General features: G+C 45.5%; 16 protein-coding genes and 1 pseudogene. 11 read left to right on the top strand and 6 right to left on the bottom strand.

The features are described 5' to 3' along the window. Positions 1-110: 110 nt before the first annotated feature. Positions 111-950: pseudogene (locus H6F66_RS21640) on the top strand (ATP-binding protein); the annotation flags it as partial. Continuing rightward, the gene (locus H6F66_RS27830) at positions 907-2,622 is read left to right on the top strand and encodes a tetratricopeptide repeat protein (protein ID WP_199295368.1); all 1,716 of its coding nucleotides are present in this window, start codon (positions 907-909) and stop codon (positions 2,620-2,622) included. The pseudogene H6F66_RS21640 and the gene H6F66_RS27830, both read left to right, overlap by 44 nt. A gap of 447 nt (positions 2,623-3,069) precedes the next feature. On the opposite strand, the gene lnt is transcribed toward H6F66_RS27830, so the two are convergent. The 3 genes from lnt to H6F66_RS21620 form a co-directional block, all read right to left on the bottom strand. After that, complete coding sequence (gene lnt / locus H6F66_RS21630; RefSeq protein WP_190425246.1) at positions 3,070-4,704, bottom strand: apolipoprotein N-acyltransferase; 1,635 nt, start codon at positions 4,702-4,704, stop codon at positions 3,070-3,072. Between the two features lie 21 nt (positions 4,705-4,725). Continuing rightward, positions 4,726-7,272, bottom strand: a complete 2,547-nt coding sequence (gyrA, locus tag H6F66_RS21625) for a DNA gyrase subunit A (RefSeq protein ID WP_190425243.1) — start codon at positions 7,270-7,272, stop codon at positions 4,726-4,728. 332 nt (positions 7,273-7,604) lie between these two features. Then, positions 7,605-8,903, bottom strand: coding sequence for a chloride channel protein (locus H6F66_RS21620; protein ID WP_347269415.1), 1,299 nt, complete (start codon positions 8,901-8,903; stop codon positions 7,605-7,607). A 215-nt stretch (positions 8,904-9,118) separates the two neighbouring features. Here H6F66_RS21620 and H6F66_RS21615 point away from each other — a divergent pair, with 215 nt between their 5' ends. The 5 genes from H6F66_RS21615 to H6F66_RS21595 all read left to right on the top strand — a co-directional run bounded on the left by H6F66_RS21615 (position 9,119) and on the right by H6F66_RS21595 (position 12,593). Next, the gene (locus H6F66_RS21615) at positions 9,119-9,358 is read left to right on the top strand and encodes a hypothetical protein (protein WP_190425240.1); all 240 of its coding nucleotides are present in this window, start codon (positions 9,119-9,121) and stop codon (positions 9,356-9,358) included. A 53-nt stretch (positions 9,359-9,411) separates the two neighbouring features. Further along, a complete protein-coding gene (locus tag H6F66_RS21610; protein WP_190425237.1) occupies positions 9,412-10,329 on the top strand; it encodes a histone deacetylase in 918 nt (305 codons plus the stop codon). A 377-nt stretch (positions 10,330-10,706) separates the two neighbouring features. Beyond that, positions 10,707-10,871 carry a hypothetical protein gene (locus tag H6F66_RS21605; protein ID WP_190425234.1) on the top strand — a complete coding sequence of 55 codons (165 nt, stop codon included), beginning with the start codon at positions 10,707-10,709 and terminating at the stop codon, positions 10,869-10,871. A gap of 554 nt (positions 10,872-11,425) precedes the next feature. Further along, a complete protein-coding gene (locus H6F66_RS21600; protein ID WP_199295367.1) occupies positions 11,426-11,809 on the top strand; it encodes a hypothetical protein in 384 nt (127 codons plus the stop codon). 280 nt (positions 11,810-12,089) lie between these two features. Then, positions 12,090-12,593: a hypothetical protein gene (locus H6F66_RS21595; RefSeq protein ID WP_190425231.1), complete on the top strand. Its 504-nt coding sequence runs from the start codon at positions 12,090-12,092 to the stop codon at positions 12,591-12,593. Between the two features lie 77 nt (positions 12,594-12,670). Here the strand turns inward: H6F66_RS21595 and H6F66_RS21590 are convergent, their stop codons facing one another. Beyond that, positions 12,671-12,766, bottom strand: a complete 96-nt coding sequence (locus H6F66_RS21590) for a cytochrome b6-f complex subunit PetL (protein WP_190425270.1) — start codon at positions 12,764-12,766, stop codon at positions 12,671-12,673. Positions 12,767-12,867: 101 nt separating this feature from the next. Here H6F66_RS21590 and aroB point away from each other — a divergent pair, with 101 nt between their 5' ends. From aroB to H6F66_RS21575, 3 genes are all read left to right on the top strand, one after another. Then, entirely contained in the window at positions 12,868-13,965 is a 1,098-nt protein-coding gene (gene aroB, locus H6F66_RS21585; protein ID WP_190425228.1) for a 3-dehydroquinate synthase, read from the top strand. A gap of 28 nt (positions 13,966-13,993) precedes the next feature. Next, the gene (locus H6F66_RS21580; protein WP_190425225.1) at positions 13,994-15,277 is read left to right on the top strand and encodes a glycosyltransferase; all 1,284 of its coding nucleotides are present in this window, start codon (positions 13,994-13,996) and stop codon (positions 15,275-15,277) included. Between the two features lie 399 nt (positions 15,278-15,676). Next, positions 15,677-17,257, top strand: a complete 1,581-nt coding sequence (locus tag H6F66_RS21575) for an NAD(P)H-quinone oxidoreductase subunit 4 (RefSeq protein ID WP_190425223.1) — start codon at positions 15,677-15,679, stop codon at positions 17,255-17,257. Between the two features lie 110 nt (positions 17,258-17,367). On the opposite strand, the gene H6F66_RS21570 is transcribed toward H6F66_RS21575, so the two are convergent. Continuing rightward, entirely contained in the window at positions 17,368-17,526 is a 159-nt protein-coding gene (locus H6F66_RS21570; protein WP_190425220.1) for a YqaE/Pmp3 family membrane protein, read from the bottom strand. A gap of 406 nt (positions 17,527-17,932) precedes the next feature. On the opposite strand from H6F66_RS21570, the gene H6F66_RS21565 reads away from it, so the two are divergent. After that, positions 17,933-20,011 carry an ATP-binding protein gene (locus H6F66_RS21565; protein WP_190425216.1) on the top strand — a complete coding sequence of 693 codons (2,079 nt, stop codon included), beginning with the start codon at positions 17,933-17,935 and terminating at the stop codon, positions 20,009-20,011. A 169-nt stretch (positions 20,012-20,180) separates the two neighbouring features. On the opposite strand, the gene H6F66_RS21560 is transcribed toward H6F66_RS21565, so the two are convergent. Beyond that, a complete protein-coding gene (locus H6F66_RS21560; RefSeq protein ID WP_190425212.1) occupies positions 20,181-23,552 on the bottom strand; it encodes a PAS domain S-box protein in 3,372 nt (1,123 codons plus the stop codon). Between the last annotated feature and the right edge of the window lie 32 nt (positions 23,553-23,584).

Genomic DNA, 23,584 nt, shown 5'->3' with positions numbered 1-23,584 from the left:
AATTACTGGGGTAAGCTTTACTCATAACGCTCTCTCAGTGCTGTGTACTACATATTCGCAGCTTACACTGAGTGAGCTTTTTTGCTATCTAACCGACTTTTAAAACATCCTCTAAGCTACTAGCTAAGATCCAAGCTCAAATAAAAGGTTCTGATAAGCAAAAGAAAACAATTCGCCAAACACTACAAAAAGATATTGGTCGTTTACAAGCAGATATTAATCTATTATTAGGCAATGCTTTTAATCAGCTTAGACAAAAGTACCCGGAATACCAAAAAGGATTTTTAATTGTTTTTGATAACTTGGATCGGGTTCCTCCCAGCGTAGATAATCATTTATTTTTTGATTATGCTGCCCAGTTACAAGGGCTACACTGTACGATTATTTATACTGCGCCAATTTCTGTAGTTTATTCCGAGAAAAATCTAAGTAACACCTTCGACTCTCCCAATATTGTGCCGATGGTAAATATATATGAATTTAAGCGTGACGAGTGCGATTTAGAATACAATCAAACGGCACTAGAAGCGGTTGCTAGTTTAATAGATCAACGAGTAGAAGTTGATGCAGTATTTGAATCTCGTCAGCAATTGCTGGAGTTAGCCAAATCTAGCGGCGGTCATGTACGCCAGCTAATGCAAATAACGGCAAGAGCATTTCTAACAGCTGCGACTCGCGGTCATAATAAAGTGACTGCGGATGATGTTACTTATGCGATTAAGCAAGAGCAATTTAACTTTGAGCGGATTATTCCTACCCAACATTATTCTGCTTTAGCGCAGGTATGTTTGACTAAGGATGTTACTAAAGATGAAATTGGACGGATGATGCTGTTCAATATCTCGGTTTTTGAATATAACGGTGATAACCGCTGGAATTATGTTAACCCCGTGGTGAAGCAAATCAATGCCTTCCAAGAAGCTCTCGCAGCAGCAAAAGCAAATCTCTAAACTTCAACCAGAGATTGACACCTTTATTAATGTCAATCAGCAGTCCTTAGCTGAACTGCTGACCTTTATAGATTTTGTCGATGAGAAGTTAACAATTGGTTTTGTCGAAATCAACTTTGCTAAAGATAGAGATGCCTTAATAGAGATACTAAAACACCATCCTCAGTGTCAGGAGATTCAGTTTGCAGTTTGCAATTTTTCTTCTCCCGATTTGCGGTTTATCAGAGATGCTATTGCCGAAGAATTAGCAAAAATAAGGATTGATCAGAATAAAAAATTAGTTTTAATTATAATCGGTTTAGAACACTCGATTGGGATGTATGGAGAATATCCTCCTGTTCTCCAAGACCTCAACTTTGTCCGGGATGCTTTTACAACTAGCGTTCCCCATCCTATCCTGTTATTTTTACCAGATTATGCTTTAACTCGTTTAGCCAAGTACGCGCCTGATTTTTGGGCTTGGAAAGCAGGCATATTTCAGTTCAAAACAGCCGAATCTACTAAAGACTATGCAATCAACACAGCACTTCAGTCGGAAAGAATTTTGGGAAGCTTGGAGGTAGCCGAAAAACAAGAGCGCATAGATTTACTTCAGCGTCTGTTGATGGAATATAGCCCTTATAACCATCAGGGGAAATTAGAGGAAAATTTACCTACTCGCACTAATATTTTGAATCAGCTAGGGGTTGCCTATCACAGTTTAGGAGAAGTCAAAAAAGCAGAAGATTCACTCCAAGAAGCTTTGAGGTTAACCAAGGATGATGAAAATCTAGCTCAAATTAAAGCAAGTGTCTTGCATGAATTAGGAATTCTTTTTGCGAATTTGGGGGAAATTGAGCAAGCGATCGCTTACTATCAGCAGTCCTTAGAAATAACACAGCGCATTGGTGATGTCCAAGGGAAAGCGGCGACGTTGCACCAACTAGCAGTTATCTACGCTAATACTGGGGAAGTTGAGCAAGCGATCACATATTATCAGCAGTCCTTAGAAATAACACAGCGCATTGGTGATGTCAAAGGGAAAGCAGCGACGTTGCACTCTCTAGCTATTATCTACGCCAATAGTGGGGAAGTTGAGCAAGCGATCACATATTATCAGCAGTCGTTGGAAATAAACGAGCGCATTGGTAATCTCCAAGGGAAAGCGGCGACGTTGCACCAACTAGCAGTTATCTACGCTAATACTGGGGAAGTTGAGCAAGCGATCACATATTATCAGCAGTCGTTAGAAATAACACAGCGCATTGGTGATGTCCAAACGAAAGCGGTGACGTTGCACAATCTAGCAAATATCTACGCCAATACTGGGGAAGTTGACCAAGCGATCGCATATTATCAGCAGTCGTTAGAAATAAAAGAGCGCATTGGTGATGTCAAAGGGAAAGCGGCGACGTTGCATCAACTAGCTATTATCTACACCAATACTGGGGAAGTTGACCAAGCGATCGCTTACTATCAGCAGTCGTTAGAAATAAAAGAGCGCATTGGTGATGTCAAAGGGAAAGCGGCGACGTTGGCAATGCTGGGGCAACTGTTAGCATTACAGGGAGACTTCAACACATCACTGAATTATTTGCAGCAATCCCTAGATATATTGCAGCGTCTCCAATCACCCAACGCCGAGAAAGTGAGGGAAGCGATCGCCGAGGTGCAACAGTTAGCGGCAGAGTAATGCCTGTGTTTGCTGTTCGATCCTCCAACACTCGCTGTTGAGCATCCGAAACTCTCCAACAAGTACCAAACACTCGCTGTCAATTCCCCAAAACTCTCCCGCAAGTATTAAACACTCGCTATCGAGTATTAAAGACTTACATTCAAGTCTCTAAAACTCTCTAGCAAGTATTAAACACTCACTGTCAAGTATTCACAACTCTCCAACGAGTATTTTTTACTCGCCATTAAGTATTTACAACTCTCCGACGAGTATTTTTTACTCGCTATCAAGTATCTCAGACTCTGCAACAAGTGAAGAAAGCTCGTAGGTTGAGTTTCGGATAGCGTTATTCAACTTTTGCACGTTCGGCAATACCAAGCGATCGCAATTGTTGTGCTAAATTCTTACGAGAGAGCGCTTCTTTGTTACCGATAAGTAAAATTAAATATCTGCCTTAATCTATACTCATCGGCGGTTAAAAATAAACCAGCTTATCCCACTCAATACCAACAAAATGGGCGTTAACCAATCGCCCCAACGCACATACAAAGTTTCCGTTTGTCTGCGGTAAATTGTATGTGCGTGAATCTCATAGGTATTCATTCTAGAAATCCACTGAGTTCTGCCGTGGGGGTCTATCACACCAGAAAATCCAGTATTCGTAGCACGGACAGCCCAGCGATCAGTTTCAATCGCCCTCATCAAATCTTGGGCATGATGTTGACCCATCATAGTTGAGGTGTAATGAGCATCGTTAGAGGCTGTAAGAATAAATTGCCCACCCGCAGCTGCTTGATGTCGGAAAAGTTCGGGGAAGGCGGAGTCATAACAAATCCCGATGATGGCACGACCAAAAGGTGTATTAAATATTTGGTTTTGTTTACCATGAATTAGCTGAGCATCTAAAGGGGAAAGTTTATCAATAATCTTTCCTAAAAATTGCTCGAAGGGAATATATTCTCCCAAAGGCACCAGTTTAACTTTGTCGTATTGGCTAAAAATGTCACCCTTGCCAGTGATAGTAAATAAGCTATTTGTCAGGTTATTTCCCTGCTTACCAAATCCTCCCACCCAGGCAACAACACCGTTTTCCTTAATAGCTGAGTAGAAGGAACTGCCAACTCTTTCTGGCTGATTCCATACGAAGGGCAATGCAGTTTCTGGGATTATAACTGCATCAACTTCAGGTGCTAAAGCTTTATAACCGCTGGTGTATCCTTCTATGGCGCGCTCCCAACCAGCCCGATCAAATTTGATTTTATTAGGGATATTTCCTTGAATAATTCCTACTTTTAATGCTGCTTCTGGCGGTTGAAGTAGGGGACGGCTGTACAACCCAAATCCTATGAGATGCAACCCTACAAATATTCCAGCCGCAATACCTAAATAGCCTGCGTGGAGAAGGAACCTCCCAGGCGCAGAAGATATAGAGGAAGAGGTAGAATTAGTTTTTTCTTGGCGTTCTTTACGGTTAATGAAGGCTTCGGCAATTAAGCCATTTATTGCTACGATTGCTGCTGTTACTGTGTTGGGGCCTGAGATTTGACCGAGGTGTAAAATTGCCAGATTGTGAGGGCTTTGGGTAAAGGAAAGGGAAGTCCACCACAGGCTTCCGGAACCCCAAAGGCTTTCAAGTCCGCACCACAAAGCTGTTCCAATTAGAACGCGAATTAAGGCGGATTTGGAGTTTCGATTAATCCAAGCTTGACAAATTGCCCAAGTTGTAACTAATGCGGCTCCCCAAAGGGTGATAAAAGTCCAGCAGAAGAATGCGATCGCTAAACTTGCCAGCCACGGAACTCCCAACCACGTCATCGGGTGAATTCCGGTAATCCAAAATAAAGCTACGCCGTGATAGCTGATTCCCCAGAGTAAAGGCAAAAGAAAGAATTTTCGTTTTTTTTGCTCTTTTACTTCTAACTTTTTCCGTTCTTCGACAACCAAAACCCACAGGGGTGCTAAGGCAATCCAAGCAAAAAACCACGCACCTACTGGTGCGGTGGTTAACCCCATCAAAATACCGCTGGCTAAGGCAATGAGTGAAGGCCAAGAAATGCGCTTTGTCAAAGCAGGAGGAAGGCAAAATATGTTCAAGATCATTCATCCTTCCTCCTTCATGGTTTATTCTTCTGGAACTTCTTCCTCATCACCAGTAGAGGGGGGAACTAACGCCGCCGCCGCGATCGCATCATCCTCATCAAGTCGTTGCACTCTTACCCCTGTTGCCATTCTTGATTGCAGGGAAATCGCATCTGTTGCTTGACGGATGATAATGCCTCGGCTTGTCACCATCATTAGCTCATCACCTTCATTAATCGTTCGCAGAGCAGCTAGTTTATCGTTAGGCTTGCGGAACTTAGTAGCAACTAATCCCATCCCAGCGCGATTTTGCAGCCGGAATTGACCAACTGGCACCCGTTTCCCATATCCGCCTGTTGTAATTACTAGCACCCACGGCCCGTTACCGTTGACGATGGGAGCGTCTTCCGCTGGTTCCGCTTCTTCAATCTCCGCTATTTTGGCGACTACTTGACTTGGCAGTATATCCATGCCTATCAGTTCATCTCCAGTGCGGAGAGCCATTGCTCTGACTCCGCGAGTAGCACGACCCAAGGGACGTAATTGCTCGTGATTGGTGCGGAAGTGAATTGCCATGCCTTGGCGCGATCCGATGATGATGCTATCATCCACTCTAGCGCGTCGCACCCACCGCAATTGATCTCCCTCTTCTAAGGAGATGGCGATTAAGCCATTGGAGCGGATGTTACTGAAAGCAGCTAATTCGGTCTTTTTGATGTAGCCGCCTTTAGTTAACATTACCAGGTATTCTTCGCGGCTAAATTCGCTCACCGACACGATTGAGGTAATTTTTTCGTCGCGGGGAATGGGCAGCATTTGCACGATGGGGATACCCCGCGCTGTGCGAGAAGAAGCTGGGATTTGGTAAGCTTTGAGGCAGTAAACAACCCCGCGATCGCTAAAGAATAAAACGCTATCGTGGTCGCAGCAGGTGAGGAAATGCTCAACGCCATCATCCTCTTTCATGCCAGTACCTTTTTTACCTCTGGTGTTGCGGCTTTGTGCTTCAAAGGTGTTAACTGGCATCCGCTTGAGATAACCTTGTTCTGTTAGCAGAATCAAGGCTTTTTCGTTGGCGATTAAGTCGGTGTCGTCAATTTCACCTTCCGCGTGTTCGATGACGGTGCGGCGAGGTGTCGCGTGGACGGTTTTGATTTCCGTCACCTCGGTTTGGATGATTTCTAAGATACGTTCGCGTCGTGCCAAAATATCTTGCAAGTCGGCAATCTGCGCTTGTAACTCGTCGTGTTCTAAGCGAATTTTCTCAGCTTCCAGTGCAGTTAGTCGCCGCAACTGCATCTGTAAAATTGCATCCGCTTGCGCCTCAGAAAGCCCGTAGTTGTCCATCATCTGCGTCTTTGCCGTTGGTGTGTCGGCGGCGCGGCGGATCAACTCAATCATCTCATCTAGGTGCAACAGGGCAATCAGTAACCCTTGCAGCAGATGATCTCTTTCTTCTGCTTTCCGCAGTTCGTAGCGGGTGCGGCGGGTGATGCACTCAATCCGGAAATCTAGGAAAACGGTGAGGAACTGTCTTATTGTGAGCGTTTGGGGTTCCCCATTCACCAGCGCCAGCATATTCGCCCCAAAGTTGGCTTGTAGGGGCGTTTGCTTGTACAAGTTGTTGAGGACAACGCGGGGATAAGCGTCTCGCTTGAGTTCGATCACGATTCTCATCCCATCGCGATCGCTTTCATCCCGAATATCTGCAATCCCTTCCAGCTTCTTATCATTCACCATGTCGGCGATTTTCTCAATCAACGCTGCCTTATTCGTTTGGTAAGGCAACTGAGTGATAATAATCGCTTCCCGATCCGGTCGTCCCCGATGTTCAATGGTGTCTATTTCAGCGACACCCCGCATCGTAATCGATCCGCGCCCAGTTGTATAAGCTTCCTTAATCCCAGATACTCCCAGAATCTGCGCTCCTGTGGGAAAATCTGGCCCCGGAATATACTGCATCAACTGGAGGTCGGTAATTTCTGGATTCTGGATTAGCGCCATTAATCCATCAATCAACTCTCCCAGATTGTGCGGTGGAATGTTCGTTGCCATCCCCACTGCAATACCACTGGAACCATTGAGCAACATTTGGGGAATGCGTGACGGTAATACCAGCGGTTCTTGCTGGGAACCATCGAAGTTATCCCCAAAATCTACAGTTTCCGACTCAATATCCTGTAAAAGGGCGGCACCTGTGAGGGATCTTAGGCGGCATTCAGTGTATCGCATTGCCGCGGGCGGATCGTTGTCAACTGAACCAAAGTTGCCGTGTCCGTTAATCAGGGGGTCGCGCATGGAGAAATCCTGCGCCATCCGTACCAAAGCATCGTATACCGCAGTATCACCGTGGGGGTGGTATTTACCCAGCACTTCTCCCACCACCCTTGCACACTTGCGGAAAGGACGATCGTGGGTAAGCCCCAGTTCGTGCATTGCGTAGAGAATGCGACGATGTACGGGTTTCAGACCATCCCTGGCATCTGGCAGCGCCCTACCGACAATTACGCTCATTGCGTATTCCAGGTAAGACCGGGACATCTCATTCCCTAAATCCGTTGGGATAATCCGCTCCTGGGAAGTGGTCATACTATGAAAAAGCTCCAAAAATGTAGAAGAATGGCAGATAATACGCAAAAAATTGCGATTATTTCCGCCTTAATTCTAAAGAATGACAAATTATATGAAAATTTTATCACATTTTGGCTTTTATTGGGCGTTAGTCATTGACAATTGGTGTGTCGAAAAACTCCTCCCCAACCCTCCCCGAAACAGGAACTGAACAGGATTATCTTACGTCCGCTGTGCGTGCGGGGAATGAGGGTTTTTATTGATTGGTCGCTAAGGCGAGAAAATTGATCAGCACAAGAAGCGATCGCATACTGACAAAGCAATAGCGGCTTATGAATATTGACCAATGACTATTCTGCGATCGCTTCTTGTTGAGTCTTGAGTTGAGAAGCAATCAAAGGTGCTTTGGGTGCGAGAAAGAAGCCAATCAAACTAGCGAACAAGATTGGCGTTAAAGGGCTGATATTGGCAAGTTTCGTCAACAATAAAGTGGTACTTATCGGTGTTCGCGTCACTGCTGCGTTTAACGCTGCCATTGTGCAAATCATGGCAAGAGAAGGATTGAGTGCGGGAATTAAAATTGCGATCGCTTTCCCCAAACACGCACCTGTAAAAAACAGCGGGATGATAAACCCACCCCGCCAACCTCCAGTGACAGTAACGCCAATCGCAGCCATCTTTGCCAAAGCTAGAGTAAAGAGGAAAACAGCAGAAAAGTTACCTACCAAGACGGTATCTAACTCTTCATGGCCAAAATAACGAGTTAGGGGGAAAGATACCGCTAAAATGCCCAATCCCAGACCTGCGAGTGTGGTGCGGAAATAAATCGGGCCACCGATGCGGGCAAAGATGCGATCGCACCCGCGAAAAATTGCCATAAACACCCATGCAGCGATCGCCCCAATAACCCCAAACAAAATTGCCCAGCCATAATCATCAACGTTTTCTAAAAGGTACTGGGGAAAATGCCAAGTCGGTGCAATACCCAGTTTCGTAATTACAGCAAACACCAGATAACTCGCACAACTGGCAACAATCGCTGGAAGCATTGCTTCGTAATACTCCACAACGTGTTGATGATGCAAAATCTCCAAAGCGAATATTGCACCACCAAGAGGTGCGCCAAACAAAGCAGTGAAGCCAGCAGCCATCGCCGCCAAACTCATCGTTCTCAGGTCTTCCCCCTCCAGATGCAAGCGATCCGCTACCCACGTACCAAAAGATCCGGTTACTTGTACCAGGGGCGCTTCTGGGCCAGCACTACCCCCAGCCGATATGCTGAGTAGAGATGCCAGAATCATTGACGGATTTTTAGTTGCATCCAGCCGTCCGCCGCGAAAGTGGATATTATCGACAATTACGGCAATTTCCCCCGGATTTCCTAAAAAATGAATTACGGTGCCAACAAGTAAACCAGCCAGTGGCATCAATAGGAGTAGTCTCGGCCCCTCAACCTGGTGTAAGACGTGAATCATCAACTCCAGAATGTTCCAGTACAACCCAGCGAATAGTCCGCAAACAGTACCAACAATCGCCCAGCGGAAAACCCAGCGGGAAATCATTAACGGATTACGCTTTACCAGTCCAAAAAGCTGAGGAAATGTCCAGCGTTGAGTTTCATTATTTGGAGGGCGATTTCTGGGTGACACGGCTTGTTTCCTTGATATCGTAGGCAAAAGAGTTGCTTACCCTAAGCTAACTCCAGAAGTAAGTCGAAGAATTTTAATTTATGGATTTTAGAGATATCGAAACGTAATAGGGTGAAAATATTTGATTTGAATTTAAGCCTCAAGGTAGTGGGTGCCTTACCAGAGGCAAGCTTAAGCTGAAACAGAGAAATGCAAATAGAAGCCTGGAATTATCTATGAGCGCACCAGAAGAAAACATGAACGAACAAGACAAAGAATTAGAGCCAGAAGTCAAAGAAGCGATCGCTAAAATTAAACAGCCTCCATCAATCAACGAAACTCTGATGGAAGAAGATCCACAATACCTGATCAATAACCCTGCTGTGGCACCGCAAATGCAATCGCTTAACGACCCAGGCGGAACAGATATGATAGACAATATTTATAAGCAAGATTTATCGGAGGAAGACAAATAATTAGGATAGATACAATGCCAGAAAGCATCAATGCTGCCTAATTTTCTCCGACTATGCTGCCAGTAATCTACTCGGATGACTTTCTCAATCACAACACTGGACGATTTCACCCCGAAAGACCAGCACGCCTAACAGCAATTGTACAAGCAATAAATGCTGCTCCTTGGGCATCTCAAATTGATTGGCAGCTGCCAACACCAGTGAAAGATAGGGCGATCGCGCCTATATTACAACAAGTTCACACTCAAGATCACATCGAGAGAGTCCAGCGTATCGCCCAAAACGGCGGCGGACACTTGGACGGCGATACCCTGGTTTCCCCCCAGAGTTACGATGTCGCCTTATTAGCCGTGAGTGCGTGGCTGGATGGAGTGGATAGGGTACTCGAAACCGGAAACCCAGCCTTTGTGCTAGCTCGTCCCCCTGGACATCACGCCGAGAGAATCGCCGGGATGGGGTTTTGCTTGTTCTCGAATGCCGCGATCGCAGCTTACCACGCCCTTGAACAACCAGGAATCAACCGCGTTGCCATTCTCGATTGGGACGTTCATCACGGCAACGGTACGCAAGATATTGTCGAAACCCATCCCAAAATTGCCTACTGTTCGCTGCATCAATATCCTTGCTATCCCGGCACCGGAAAAGCTTCTGAACGAGGAAACTACAACAACGTACTAAATCTACCATTACCTCCTGGCAGCGCGATCGCTGATTATAAACCGCGTTTTGAACAAAAAATTCTGCCTTTTTTAACCGACTTTCAGCCAGATTTGTTGATTGTCAGTGCAGGCTACGACGCAAATGCAGACGATCCGTTAGCCAGCATTAACTTGAAACCGCAAGATTTTGGCGTATTCACAGATTATTGTCTGCAAGTAACCCGTCGCATCCTTTTTGGTCTTGAAGGCGGTTATGATCTCTCGGCACTATCTGAGTCTGTCCTCGCGACTATCGAAAGGTGTTTGGTATAGAAGGAAAAGGAAAACATTCTCCTTCCTCTGGTTCCCAGTCTCAGCCTTTACCTTTGCTCTCGTTCCTGGGCTGTGTGGACTGGGAACGCTTTTTTTTGAGACGAAAGCTAGTAACGATCTGGTATAAAATTGCAAAGCTTCTCTTCGATACTGCTTTAGAAAAGCACTCGCTTGGTAGTTAACCACAGTGTTTTTACGGAGTTCATAGCTAGCTTATATTACCTTTACTTCTCAGGCAGTCAAGTCTTAGCCGTATAATTACGGGGAAATTTTTTGGCTTGAAGCAGAATCTAGTGATCTTTCTGAGGAAATTCATAGCCAAGGTGTGGAGTAATAAGGGAAGATAAACAACAGCCCAAAGCTGAAAAGACGAACCAATGACTACCTACATTACCTTTGAAACCGCACTTCGGATTATTGAAAACGCCTATCTAGTTTCAGCAGGATTGCTGTTGGCGGGTTCATACATCGGTTTGACAGCCATCGAAAAGATGGAAAAATCTGACGACAATTTCCCAACACGGCAATTCGGTTCTCGCTAGACAGTTCTCACCGTATTTGACAGTTGAGTTGTACGCACTCAACACTCGCGTCGCACTCAACGGTTACAGATTTTCGGAATCGTCAGCATTGACCGTGTAGAACACGCTAATACCCACTTCGGGTAAGAAGACTGCGATGAGTTTGTTCCATTGTCCCGATTTTACAAGTGATGTTGATTAAAAACTCAGATTAGACTTACTCCACAGTACCTGGGACTCAACATTGATAAGTATTCACCAGTAGAGACAACAACTACCCCTATCCAGGGGTTTTTTTTTAACTAAGGGGGCTGGGGGCTGGGGACTAGGGACTAGGTAAAACTTTTTTCCAATCCCCTTCTCGGTCAGGAAGCTTTGACATTTATGGCAATCTATGCACTAAGCGCTCGCTTCTGCCGTCAAAGGCTACTGTTTGCTTTTTTAGGTCGAATTATAAACAGGGTTCATATAATTTTAGAAAAAAAACTTTTCTTTACATCCATCTAACGGAATATTTACGTCTTTCTTTGGGTATACTTGGCAGAACTGCGAAAACAATCAGGAAGAAAACTCAAATGGCAGAAATGAACTGTTTAGAGTTGGAACAAGAAATTGGCAAGATGGCTGCGGCAATGATGACCCGTAACAGCCAGATAGGGGAAGACCTAATCGCCAATCTCAAAACTCAGATGACGCTTGAAGATGTAGCTGGTGTGATGCTGGTGAGTATTGAGCGTTTGATGTGGTTTGACACCGAATCGGTTATCTGGACTATAAAACATCTGATTCCTAGCGATGTGATGCAACAAATCCGCAGAATTACTTCAGTCGCTGTCTGTAAGCAGTTGATTGGCAAAGGATTCACGCCAGGAAAAGATTTTAGTGTCAGTGCTACAGGCAAACTGCTCCTCAACCAGAACGCTAAAACAGCAATATTACCTCTGGCGACAATAGAGTAATTTCAGGCGCTCTTGGATGCCGCCAGACGAACTTAATCAGAGAGAGAACACAGGCATAGTTTTTCGCGCGTCCTCGGCATCATGTAGAGACGAGTACAGGTTGGGCGGCATAATTCCCTTGCTAACTGCATTTCTTGCACAAATAGTCTGTTTGTAACAAAAATGTTGTGAGGAGGATCACTTAAAGAAAAGATGGGTATCACACCCCTCACACGGTTTTAATCACTTCCGTATATAAAGAAATGTATAAAACTAAAAATAGAAGATTCTGTGACCTACGATGCCAGACAAAGCTCTCGTCCCCATCGCGATCGCTCAACCCACAGAAATCTTAAATCAGTTGAAGAGTGGGCAACTGCTTAAGGTCAACGGTTTTCCTGGTAGTGCGATAATCATCTGCCATCGGCATCATGCGGAAATGGCAGGCCCAGGCGCAGCTGTTGGCAGTTTGTTTGATATCAATTGCCGTCGGGTAATCCCCATCGGCAATCCGTCTGTAGTTTACCCAGAGTCTCTTGCAGAACGTCAAAAAGCTTATGTCGTCCGGCAGCAATGGATTCGCTTGAATCAAAAAGCGATGGAGCATTGCGTACCCCTGCACCGTGCTGTGGCGATTTTAAGGCTATTTGAGAGATACTTTGGCCCCGAAGCAACTACCCAAATGCCGGATGAGATTTTGGCTCAGTTGGTAGGAGTTTTCCCAAAAACAATCCAGATGGCGCGTCTAGCGACTGACAATCAAGTAGAAAGTAAGAAGCGAAATTTGCAACAGGTAACAGCCTGAGGAAAATAGGGATTGGGAATTGGGGATTGGAAAGAATCTTACCCAGTCCCCAGCCCCTAATCCCCAATCCATCCTTGTTAAATTAGCTTGATGGCGCGAAGACCGAAATATAGCGCTAAAGCTGCACCAAAGGCAGCACCCAAAATCAAAATGTAAGCGATCGCAGCAGAGATATCCATTTTTCGCGTTAACCTAATATCGACTATGAACTATTGAATCATCAACTGGAGTAGAATACAGCCGACAAGCGATCGCTCTTTGATGGGGAAGACTTATGGAATCGGTTATTGGGGTTAATTTACCACAGGAATCTTACGAGATTGCGATCGCATCTGGCAATCTGGCAAAACTCGGCGACAGAATGATGTCGCTAAACCTGGGTAAGAAAGTATTAGTCGTTTCTAACCCGGTAATTTTTCAATATTACGGGGAAGTGGCGATCGCATCCCTCAAAGAAGCTGGTTTTGAAGTCGCACAAATTACTCTCCCAGCTGGGGAAAGCTACAAAACTCACGACTCACTACAAAAAATCTACGACGCTGCCTTAGAAAATCGTTTAGAACGTTCCTCAACTATGGTAGCTTTGGGCGGTGGCGTAATTGGCGATATGACTGGCTTTGCATCTGCCACTTGGTTGCGCGGGATTAACTTTGTGCAAGTACCGACAACGCTGTTGGCGATGGTTGATGCGTCAATTGGCGGGAAAACGGGAGTTAATCATCCCCAAGGGAAGAATTTAATTGGTGCTTTCCATCAACCGCGAGAAGTTTTAATTGATCCAGAAGTGCTAAAAACCTTGCCAGTGCGGGAGTTTCGAGCTGGAATCGCAGAAGTTATCAAGTACGGGATTATCTGGGATGCAGAATTATTTTCTCAGATGGAGCGATCGCAATATCTCGACTGTCTGGACAATCTAGACCTAGGTTTATTACAAGAAATCCTGACTCGCTCTTGCCAAGCTAAAGCTGATGTGGTGAGCAAAGATGAAAAAGAAGCTGGACTCAGAGCAATTCTCAACTACGGTCACACCATCGGTCATGCAGTCGAAAGCTTAACCGAATACCGCGTAGTTAATCACGGTGAAGCTGTAGCTATTGGCATGGTAGCAGCGGGTGAAATTGCCGTAACCTTACAGATGTGGGATAAGTTAGCCTCAGAGCGTCAAAACGCCTTAATCCAAAAAGCCGGATTACCTACTGCATTACCACCAGGACTAGATATTGAAGCAATTGTAGACGCTCTCTCGACCGATAAAAAAGTTAAAGCCGGAAAAGTGCGCTTTGTCCTCCCGACGCAAATTGGAGCAGCTATAGTAACCGACCAGGTGCCACGGGATGTGATAAAACAAGTGCTGCAACAAATGAGTAGCTAATACAAATTACCAATTACCACTATTTGATATGACTCACTATGGCATCATCTGTCCTACAGCAACAGGACACCTCAACCCAATGACCACTTTAGGACGCGAACTGCTTTCTCGCGGTCATCGCGTCACTGTCTTCGGGATTGAGGATGCCCAACCCAAGGCACTTGCAGCCGGATTGGACTTTTGGGCAATTGGAGAATCCGAGTTCCCACACGGGATAACTAAGCAATCTTTGGGAGAACTGGGGAAACTAAGCGGACTCGCTGCCTTGCGCTATACCATCAGTCTGATCCAACAGAGTGCTGCTATGCTGCTTCGAGAGGCTCCGGCAGCCCTCAAAGTAGCAGGCGTAGAAGCATTGTTAGTAGACCAAATTTCATATGGGGGAGGGACGGTAGCAGAATTCCTAGAGATTCCTTTCATTACTGTGTGCAGCGCCATGATGGTTAATCAAGAAGACGGCGTTCCCCCATTTTCTTCACCTTGGAGTTATAACACTGCATTGTGGGCGCGTCTGCGGAACAAAGCAGCTTACAATCTATTCAATCGCATCACTAAGCCAGTCCGGGACGTGATAAGCGAGTATCGCCAAAGGTGGAATTTACCCCTCTACTTTCACTCGAACGATCAATACTCGCAACTAGCGCAATTGAGTCAACAGCCAGCTGAGTTTGAATTCCCAAGGCAGAATTTACCTAAAGTCTTTCATTTTACTGGCCCATATCACAATCCAGCCAGCCGAGAACCTATATCTTTTCCCTTTGAAAAGTTAACGGGAAAACCCTTAATTTACGCCTCTATGGGAACTGTACAAAATCGCCTGCTGGATATTTTCCGCGATCTTGCCGCAGCTTGTGAAGGATTGGATGCTCAGTTAGTGCTTTCTCTGGGCGGTTCAACTAGCCCAGAATCGCTCCCAGGACTGCCTGGTTCACCCTTGGTTGTAGAATATGCACCTCAACTAGAATTGCTACAAAAAGCCGCCCTGACGATTACCCATGCAGGCATGAATACTACTTTGGAATCCTTGAGTAATGGGGTGCCAATGGTAGCGATTCCGATTGCCAACGATCAGCCGGGAGTAGCAGCGCGTATAGCTTGGACTGGTTGTGGCGAAGTTGTGCAGTTGTCTCGGTTGAGTGTTCCTAAATTACAAGCAGCTATACAACGGGTGCTGACTCAAGATTCTTACAAGCAGAATGCTACCAGGTTACAAGCAGCGATTCACCGTGCTGGAGGAGTCCGTCGAGCTGCCGATATTATTGAACAGGCTATATCTACAGGAAAGCCTGTTCTTTGTGATGCTAACGGTTGACCTTCCTAGATATCACATTTGTCTCGTTTCTAGGGTGAGGCTGGGAACGCATACATAGAATATGTAGGCTCTACTCCTATACACCACTTCATCAGAATGCTCACACTGTAAAGGAATTCCCATGCAGAGCATAGAAGTTCGGAAGTGTGGGGTGTCAAGGTGCACGTCTTTTTTTTATCCCTTGGTGCTTAACATAAATTTATTTAAATTAACAGCTTGTTACTTTAGTTAGTTAAGGTATATATTCATATTGTAAGTATTTATTCCTAAGACGTCACTTTTTAGTTCAGTCAATTAAGGAAAATTTTACGGGACAAGTACAGGTAGCCAAAGCAAGTACCTGCCATACGCAACCTGAAACCCCTGGTATACCCCTCAACCTTGCGTAGGTTCTAGATAATGAACGCACAATTCCCGTGGATAACCACTATTGTTCTGCTGCCCCTATTAGCTTCTTTTGCCATCCCGGTACTACCTGATAAAGAAGGCAAAACTGTTCGCTGGTACGCTCTTGGGGTAGCGTTGGTAGACTTTGCCCTGATGGTTTATGCCTTTTGGTATCACTACGACCTAAATAACCCAGGCTTTCAACTGGTAGAAAACTACGCCTGGGTGCCGCAACTGGGACTGAACTGGTCAATGGCGGTCGATGGGTTGTCAATGCCACTAATTGTCTTAACTGGCTTAGTCACTACCCTAGCTATATTTGCGGGTTGGAAAGTTACCAAAAAGCCGCGCTTGTTTTACTTCCTGATGCTGGTGATGTTAAGCGCCCAGATTGGTGTCTTTGCCGCCCAGGATATGCTCTTATTCTTCATGATGTGGGAACTGGAATTAGTGCCAGTGTACCTGCTGATCTCTATCTGGGGCGGAGAAAAGCGCCGATATGCAGCCACCAAGTTTATCCTCTACACCGCCTTAGCGTCTGTATTCATTCTGGTATCAGCCTTCTTGATGGCATTTTCAGGCGATACAGTCACCTTTGACATGGCGGCGCTAGCAGCCAAGCATTATCCCAAAGCATTAGAATTAGCCGCTTACGCTGGATTCTTGATTGCCTTTGGTGTCAAACTGCCGATTTTCCCCCTCCACACTTGGCTACCAGATGCCCACGGCGAAGCTTCCGCCCCCGTTTCGATGATTTTGGCTGGGGTGTTGCTGAAAATGGGCGGCTATGCGCTGATCCGCATGAACATGGAAATGCTACCCAATGCCCATGCTTACTTCGCGCCAGTCCTAGTAATTCTGGGCATGGTTAACATTATCTACGGCGCTTTGACCGCTTTTGCCCAAACCAATCTCAAACGGCGGTTGGCTTATTCTTCAATTTCCCACATGGGCTTTGTGCTGATTGGTATCGCCTCGTTCACAGATTTAGGTTTGAATGGTGCGGTGCTGCAAATGGTTTCCCACGGCTTAATTGCGGCAGCGTTATTCTTCCTCTCAGGCGTTACCTACGACCGTACCCACAGCTTGATGATGGACAAAATGGGGGGACTTGCCAAACAAATGCCCAAGGTGTTTGCCTTGTTCACAGCAGGTTCGATGGCTTCCCTCGCGTTACCGGGAATGAGCGGTTTTGTGGGCGAACTGACGGTATTTTTAGGCTTGACGACAAGCGATGTTTACAGCCCCATCTTCAAAGTTGTGGTGGTGCTGTTGGCGGCGGTGGGATTGATTCTTACACCAATGTATTTACTGGATTTGCTGCGTCAAGTATTCTACGGGCAGTCTAATCCAGAATTGACAACATTAGTGGCGATGGATGCTAAGCCTCGTGAAGTGTTTATCACTGCTTGCTTGTTAATACCCATCATCGGAATTGGTTTGTATCCCAAGGTGGCGACTCAAACCTATGATGTTAAGACTGTTGCAGTTGCAGCCCAGGCGCGTAATGTGCTGACCCTGGTTGCCCAAAAACAAGCGCCTCTGTATTCTCAAGCTTTATTGGCACCAAAACTACCTGGTGCGGTTGATTAAGTTTCCTTCCTGGCTGGAAATTAAACTTAATTTAAGGAGCCTGATTGTTTAAGGCTCCTTTTTTGTTTTATTGTGGGTATGCAAATGTTAGGAAAAAGCAGGAATTATGGCTATTTTCTGACAATAACCCATACTGCATGGATAATCCCTGGTACATAACCTAGGAAAGTCAAGACGAGATTAATCCAAAAGTCTGTGCCAATCCCTACTTGCAAGAAAACTCCAAGAGGTGGAATAAAAATGGCTATGAGTATGCGGAAAAAATCCATAATACCCTCCGTATAAGAGTTATGGTTGATACTTCTCAACAGTAGCATCGATACTGGGCTGAGCCATCTCTATTGAGATAGAAAAGCAGCTCTAAGCAATTAAAACTAAGAAATTAAAAATTAAAAACTGTAAAAGCCAGTGGTCGCTTTTCCCTTCGGGCGCTTATTGAAGGTAAATTAAATACCCGACAGCCGAGCGATGCCATAAAATAAATGTTGTGGATGGCTGGTGAAGTAAAAAAGTATAAATATTAGTTATAATAATGAACTTTTTCGCTGGTAGAGGGTCGTCATTTTAGGTGAGTGGCGCGATCACAAAATATGAAGTTATCCTATTGACAAATTAAGGCAGCGATCGCATTGGATATCATTTCAGGATATCCGGTTAACTCGAACGGTCATTTTTATGAGTAATTCTGCTGTTAGAGCAGCCTGGTTCAAGCGAGTGAGGGGTGCAATGATAAATGACCTTGACCAGCTCTTTGAGGATTCCCAACAACGCTTGCAGGAGTTGTGGCAGTATACCGAAGAGTTATCGGAGCTGGAAAAGCAGCCGATAGTGGAAGTTCTGGAGCAATTATCCAGCCAACTGCAAGAAATGCAAGTAGTGACACGCTACCAGATACGCCAAAAATTGGCTACCAACACTCGTGTAGAACTCGTCGCACAAGGACAGCATTATCAATCTGATCAGGAGTTACATCGTCAAGGGGATTCCGATGATCCAATAGTAGCGATCGCGCCGAGTTATGAAATTGCCTACCTGGTGACAAATCCACAAGGGGTAATTCTAGAAGCGAATCGGACAGCAGCACAATTGTTGGACAATTCTCCGGAGTGCCTGCTGGGTAACTCTTTAGTGGAGTTTGTCGCCGCCGATGCTCGTGGTGACTTTCATGCTCAGCTTAGCGCATTGCAACAAGGAGCGGTTGTCAAAAATTGGGAAATCGGCTTAGCTAAAGCCCAAGGCGAACTGTTTACTGGTGTGTTAAGTGTAGAGCCAGTGCGCCAAGTGCAGCAACCTCATCAAGTGGTAGGGTTGCGCTGGTTCCTCGAAGATATTACTGAGACTAAATACAATTCGGTGGTTTGTCTTAACCAAAGAAAGCTGGAGTGTGTCCAAGACGATTTAGAAAACTTGCTGGCAGAATCCTTAGAATCGGAAGGCGAACTAGCTGATGAAACAGAGTGCGAAGCGCCCCACAATATGTTACTTCGCCAAACGCTTTTGCGTCGCACTTGGGCGCTACAACGGGCGCTCAAGTTTGAAGCAATGCTCAAACTTATTACCGACAAATTGCGCGATACTCTCGACGAAAACCAGATTTTGCAAACCGCCGTACAGGAATTAACTCTGGTGCTGGGTGTTGAAGGTTGCGATACAGCTTTGTACAATGCCGACCGCACGGCGACTATTACCCATGAGTACACGATAGGATTGCCGTCTGCTCTAGGGGAAGTCGTATCAATCGACAACTTGTTTGCCGAAGATACTCAATTGTTGCAAGGTGCGTATTTCCAGTTTTGTTACTTAGTGCCAGGGATTCGCGGACAAGTGGCTATCTTAGCTTGTCCAATTTTTGATAACCAGGGGATGTTGGGGGATCTGTGGTTATACAAGCGGCACGAAGAGGCTTTTAACGAGTTAGAAATCAGATTAGCGCAGCAAGTCGCTTCTGGGTGCGCGATCGCAATTCGCCAAGCTCGACTTTACCAGGCAACCCGAAGTCAAGTAGTAGAACTGGAAAAACTCACTCGCCTCAAAGATGACTTCTTAAGTACCGTTCCTCATGAATTGCGATCGCCTGTCGCTAACATGAAAATGGCAATTCAGATGTTAGGCATTGCCTTAAATAAAGACCACGGATTGTTCGCAGAGCTATCCAAGCCACCAGCAAAAAGAAACAAAGTAGCTCGCTACTTCCATATTTTACATAACGAATGCGAACGAGAAATCAACCTAGTTAATGACCTCTTGGAATGGCAAAAACTTGATACCGAAGTTCAACCCCTAGTGCTGACAACAATTGAAATGCTCGAATGGCTTCCCAAAGTCATCGAGCCTTTTGTTCAGCAAGCTCAAGAACGCCAGCTAAACTTAGAAATTAACATCGAGCCGGAACTGCCTCCCTTAGTTTGCGACCACGCCAGTTTAGGGCGAATTTTAAGCGAGTTGCTGACCAATGCCTGCAAGTACACGCCAACCCAAGAAAAGATTGTCGTCACAGCTCGTGCCGCACAAGCAAGAATAGAAGTGAGCGTGAATAATACTGGGGTGGAAATTCCAGCAAGCGAGAGGGAGAGGATTTTTGAGAAATTCTACCGCATCCCTAGCACCGATCCTTGGAAGCAGGGGGGAACTGGATTAGGACTGGCGCTGGTGCAAAAGCGAGTGGCACTTTTAGGAGGTACGATTCAGTTGGAAAGTAGTGCAAATCAAACTTGTTTTACAGTGTCTTTGCCGCTAAAACCTTCAGAACTTTAAAAAGGTAAATTATGGGTTATAGAGTATCTAAAGATATTGCCATAAAACATTTGATTTTAGGCTTTAAACCTACAATTCAGAAGCTTGGTGCTTGGGGTTTGAGCCACCTGTCCCAACAAATCGCAGATTTGAAATTTTCAGCTTCTAAGTGAACTGTATTGCTTTATAACTAACAATGAACCTGATGGATGGGAATTTTAATAACAAATTCCGTACCTTTCCCCATCTGAGAAAAACAGCGCAAAGAGCCAGAATGTTTCTCGACTACTATTTGGTAACTGATCGACAATCCTAAACCAGTGCCTTTGCCAATAGGTTTGGTGGTATAGAAGGGATCAAAAATTCGTCGTCGCACTTCTTCGTTTATTCCCGAACCATTGTCTGCAATCCGAATCGATACATGATTGCTACCTCGCACTTCAGTACAAATCCGAATCGTAGGAACTGAGGATAAGGAGGATAAGGCTTCTTCTTCCTGGTCTATTCTTGTTTCCCCAGTCCCTAGTCCCCAGTCCCTAGTCCCGATTTCCAAGGCATCAATAGCATTACTAATAATATTCATAAATACCTGATTGAGTTGTCCGGCGTAGCAGTCAACTTTGGGCAGATTACCATAAGTTTTGATTACTTGGATTTCGGGACGATTTGGTTGAACTCGCAGGCGATTTTCCAGAATCATCAGCGTACTTTCGATACCTTCGTGGATATCTACCTCTTTCATTTCGGCTTCGTCGAGGCGGGAGAAAGTTCGTAATGACAGAACGATGTCGCAGATGCGCGTAGCTCCCATTTTCATTGAAGAGAGAACTTTGGGAAAGTCTCCTTTGAGAAAATCTAAGTCGATAGCTTTTATTTCTTCTGTGATTTCTCTTGTGGGATTGGGATATTGTTCTTGATAAAGTTGCAGCAGGCGCAGCAAATCTTCAGCGTATTCAGTGGCGGGGGTGATGTTGCCATAGATGAAGCTTACCGGGTTGTTAATTTCGTGAGCTACACCTGCTACTAGCTGACCGAGAGAAGACATTTTTTCTGATTGAATCAGCTGGAATTGGGTTTTTTGCAATTCTCTCAAAGTTTTTTGTAACTCTTGCGCCTGTTCTCGCAATTGCGCTTCCGATGCTTTTAAGGCGTGTTCGGCGGCTTTCTTGTCGCTAATGTCTCGCACAATTACCAGGGCTTCAGTTTCCCCACTGACGGCATACCGAGCTTCATAATCGCGCATTTTGCCGTCCATCGCCTGTATCTGATACTCATAAATTTGAGGTTCACCAGTAGCGATCGCTGTTAAAAGATTTTGCATGGTAAACTCAGCTACCTCTGGGGGCATCACCTCATGTATCTTTTTGCCCATAAATAAGCTGGGACGCATTAAGAGGGAATCTTCTGTCGGCGCGTGGAAGTCGAGATACGTACCATCAAAGCTCATGCGAAATAACAAATCTGGAAGTGCTTGGATCAAGGCGCGATTTCTATATTCGCTCTTTTGCAATGCTTCCTCCGCGCGTTTGCGATCGCTAATTTCAAAGACGACTACACCAACGCCTAGCGGTCTGTCATCTTCTCCAAGCAGGGGAAAGTTAGAAGTTATCCAATGCCGCACTATATCAGGTTGTTTTGGTGTTTTGGCGCTGACTTCCTGGTTGATAAATGATTCGCCCTGGATTAATATCCGATGATACATTGGCTCTAGAGCTTGCGCGACACTTGGTACAACTTCCCTTAAACTCTTGCCAAAATGCTCCTGTCTAGATACTCCATTGATCTCTGCCAGTGCTTCGTTGATTTGTACGTATCTCAGCTGATCGTCAAAAATCCCAAGTCCGGCGGGTGCAGCGTTGAAAAAGGTATCAAATAATCTCTGGCGTAAGGCTAATTCTTTTTCTAGGGCAATGCGTGAGCTAATGTCTTGAATAACGGTAATAAAATATTTGGGTTTGCCAGACTCCTCGCGCACCAGCATCGGAGTTAGCTGCACCCAGACGAGGGAACCATCTTGGCGGATGTAACGCTTCTGGATCGAGTAACTTTGAATCTCCCCAGCCAGCAGTTGGCGAATGTACTCCAAATCGCTATTGAGGTCATCCGGGTGGGTGACATCTCCAAAGGTGAGCGCCTTTAGTTCTTCTTGGGTGTAACCCAGCAGATGGCAAACTTTTTGATTGACAAACAGCCAATGTCCATCTAAAGAAATATGGCAGATGCCAACAGCTGCTTGCTCAAAGGTGAATCGAAATTGCTCCTCGCTTTCTCGAAGTGCAGCAAGAGTTTGTTGGCGATCGCTAATGTCAATCCCTACCGCCATAAAAAAGTCAACTGTGGAACAGCCATCCTCGCCTGTCTCTTTAAACACCAACGTACCATGCCACTCTACCAACCGCTTTTCACCCGTCTTGGTTAGTACCTCGTTGGTATGTACGTTTGATCCACGAAACTTTACGAGACACTCTAAAATCTCTAAAACTCCCGCCTGGTCAGTTTCGGGGACGAACATCGGCAAGTAATCTTTACCCACTACCTCCTCTACGGTGTACCCCAATGCGTTTAGCATCGCTGGGTTCATCATCTGAACCTTTCCATCTGCGCTTATTGTGACAAAAAAAGCCGGACACGCTTCCGTCAGGGTGCGGCTGAAGTTCCTTTCTTTGATTAATTCTTCCTCAACAGCTTTGCGTTCTGTTATATCGGTGGAAATGCCGCACAGAGCGTAGGGAACACCGTTCTCGTCGCAGAGGGGAAACTTCAGCGCCAGGTAAGTGTGAATGTCATCTTGCAAAGCAACTTCCTCCAACTCCATTGGAGTTTTGGCTGCTAGCACGTTTTGGTCGTTATATCGAAATGTGTCTGCTATTTGCTTGGGGAAAATATCATAATCAGTTTTACCTTCTAACTCTTCTTTGTTGATGTGGAACACAGCTTCGCATTGGCGGTTGACCAAAAGGTATCGTCCTTGCGTATCTTTCAGGTAGATTAAGGCTGGGGAGTTATCCAAAATTGCCTGTAGTCGCTGTTGGCTCTCTTTTAGTGCTTCCTCTACCTGCGCTCGTTGGGCAATTTCAACTTGCAATTGATCAATAGCATTGTTGAGTTCAGCAGTACGCTCCTCAACAATAATTTCTAACGCTTCCTTTGCCTGTTTTAGCGCTGCTTCTGTGCTTGTATTAACGGCTTTAACAGCAGTACTTTCAGTAATTACCTGTGTCATCATCAAAATGCCACCGATGTCGCCCGAAGATTGCCGCCAAGGATGCAGTTCCCAATTCACCCAGTCAATTGTGCCATCAGCACGGGGAAAGGGAGCTGCTTCGCACTTTTGGACTTCTCCTGCCAAACTGCGCTGGTGGATCTGCTTCCAACGATGGGGAATTTCAGGAAAGACTTCGTAATGAGAGCGGCCGATGATATCTTGGTTAGTTAAGCCATAATCTGTTAGCCAGCGACGACTGGTTATCAGGTAACGCATATCGCGATCGAATATCGCGATCGCTGCTGGGGTGTGTTCCGCCAGCAATTGTAGCAGTTCCGCATTGTCTGGAACATTCATGGTTATTAAAATACAAAAAATAGCTTCTTTAA

The sequence above is a fragment of the Trichocoleus sp. FACHB-6 genome (assembly GCF_014695815.1).
In the GTDB taxonomy this organism is placed as follows: Bacteria; Cyanobacteriota; Cyanobacteriia; order Cyanobacteriales; family FACHB-T130; genus Funiculus; species Funiculus sociatus.
Note: the sequence above shows the minus strand (reverse complement) of the source record. Positions and strands in the feature narration are given on the sequence as shown.

Excerpts from the sequence above, each read along its gene's own strand:
- H6F66_RS21565 (WP_190425216.1), top strand. The coding sequence starts at position 17,933 with ATGAGTAATTCTGCTGTTAGAGCAGCCTGGTTCAAGCGAGTGAGGGGT.
- H6F66_RS21580 (WP_190425225.1), top strand. The coding sequence starts at position 13,994 with ATGACTCACTATGGCATCATCTGTCCTACAGCAACAGGACACCTCAAC.
- H6F66_RS21615 (WP_190425240.1), top strand. The coding sequence starts at position 9,119 with ATGAGCGCACCAGAAGAAAACATGAACGAACAAGACAAAGAATTAGAG.
- H6F66_RS27830 (WP_199295368.1), top strand. The coding sequence starts at position 907 with ATGCCTTCCAAGAAGCTCTCGCAGCAGCAAAAGCAAATCTCTAAACTT.
- H6F66_RS21560 (WP_190425212.1), bottom strand. The coding sequence starts at position 23,552 with ATGAATGTTCCAGACAATGCGGAACTGCTACAATTGCTGGCGGAACAC.
- aroB (WP_190425228.1), top strand. The coding sequence starts at position 12,868 with ATGGAATCGGTTATTGGGGTTAATTTACCACAGGAATCTTACGAGATT.
- H6F66_RS21605 (WP_190425234.1), top strand. The coding sequence starts at position 10,707 with ATGACTACCTACATTACCTTTGAAACCGCACTTCGGATTATTGAAAAC.
- H6F66_RS21610 (WP_190425237.1), top strand. The coding sequence starts at position 9,412 with ATGCTGCCAGTAATCTACTCGGATGACTTTCTCAATCACAACACTGGA.
- H6F66_RS21595 (WP_190425231.1), top strand. The coding sequence starts at position 12,090 with ATGCCAGACAAAGCTCTCGTCCCCATCGCGATCGCTCAACCCACAGAA.
- lnt (WP_190425246.1), bottom strand. The coding sequence starts at position 4,704 with ATGATCTTGAACATATTTTGCCTTCCTCCTGCTTTGACAAAGCGCATT.
- H6F66_RS21600 (WP_199295367.1), top strand. The coding sequence starts at position 11,426 with ATGGCAGAAATGAACTGTTTAGAGTTGGAACAAGAAATTGGCAAGATG.
- H6F66_RS21570 (WP_190425220.1), bottom strand. The coding sequence starts at position 17,526 with ATGGATTTTTTCCGCATACTCATAGCCATTTTTATTCCACCTCTTGGA.
- H6F66_RS21575 (WP_190425223.1), top strand. The coding sequence starts at position 15,677 with ATGAACGCACAATTCCCGTGGATAACCACTATTGTTCTGCTGCCCCTA.
- gyrA (WP_190425243.1), bottom strand. The coding sequence starts at position 7,272 with ATGACCACTTCCCAGGAGCGGATTATCCCAACGGATTTAGGGAATGAG.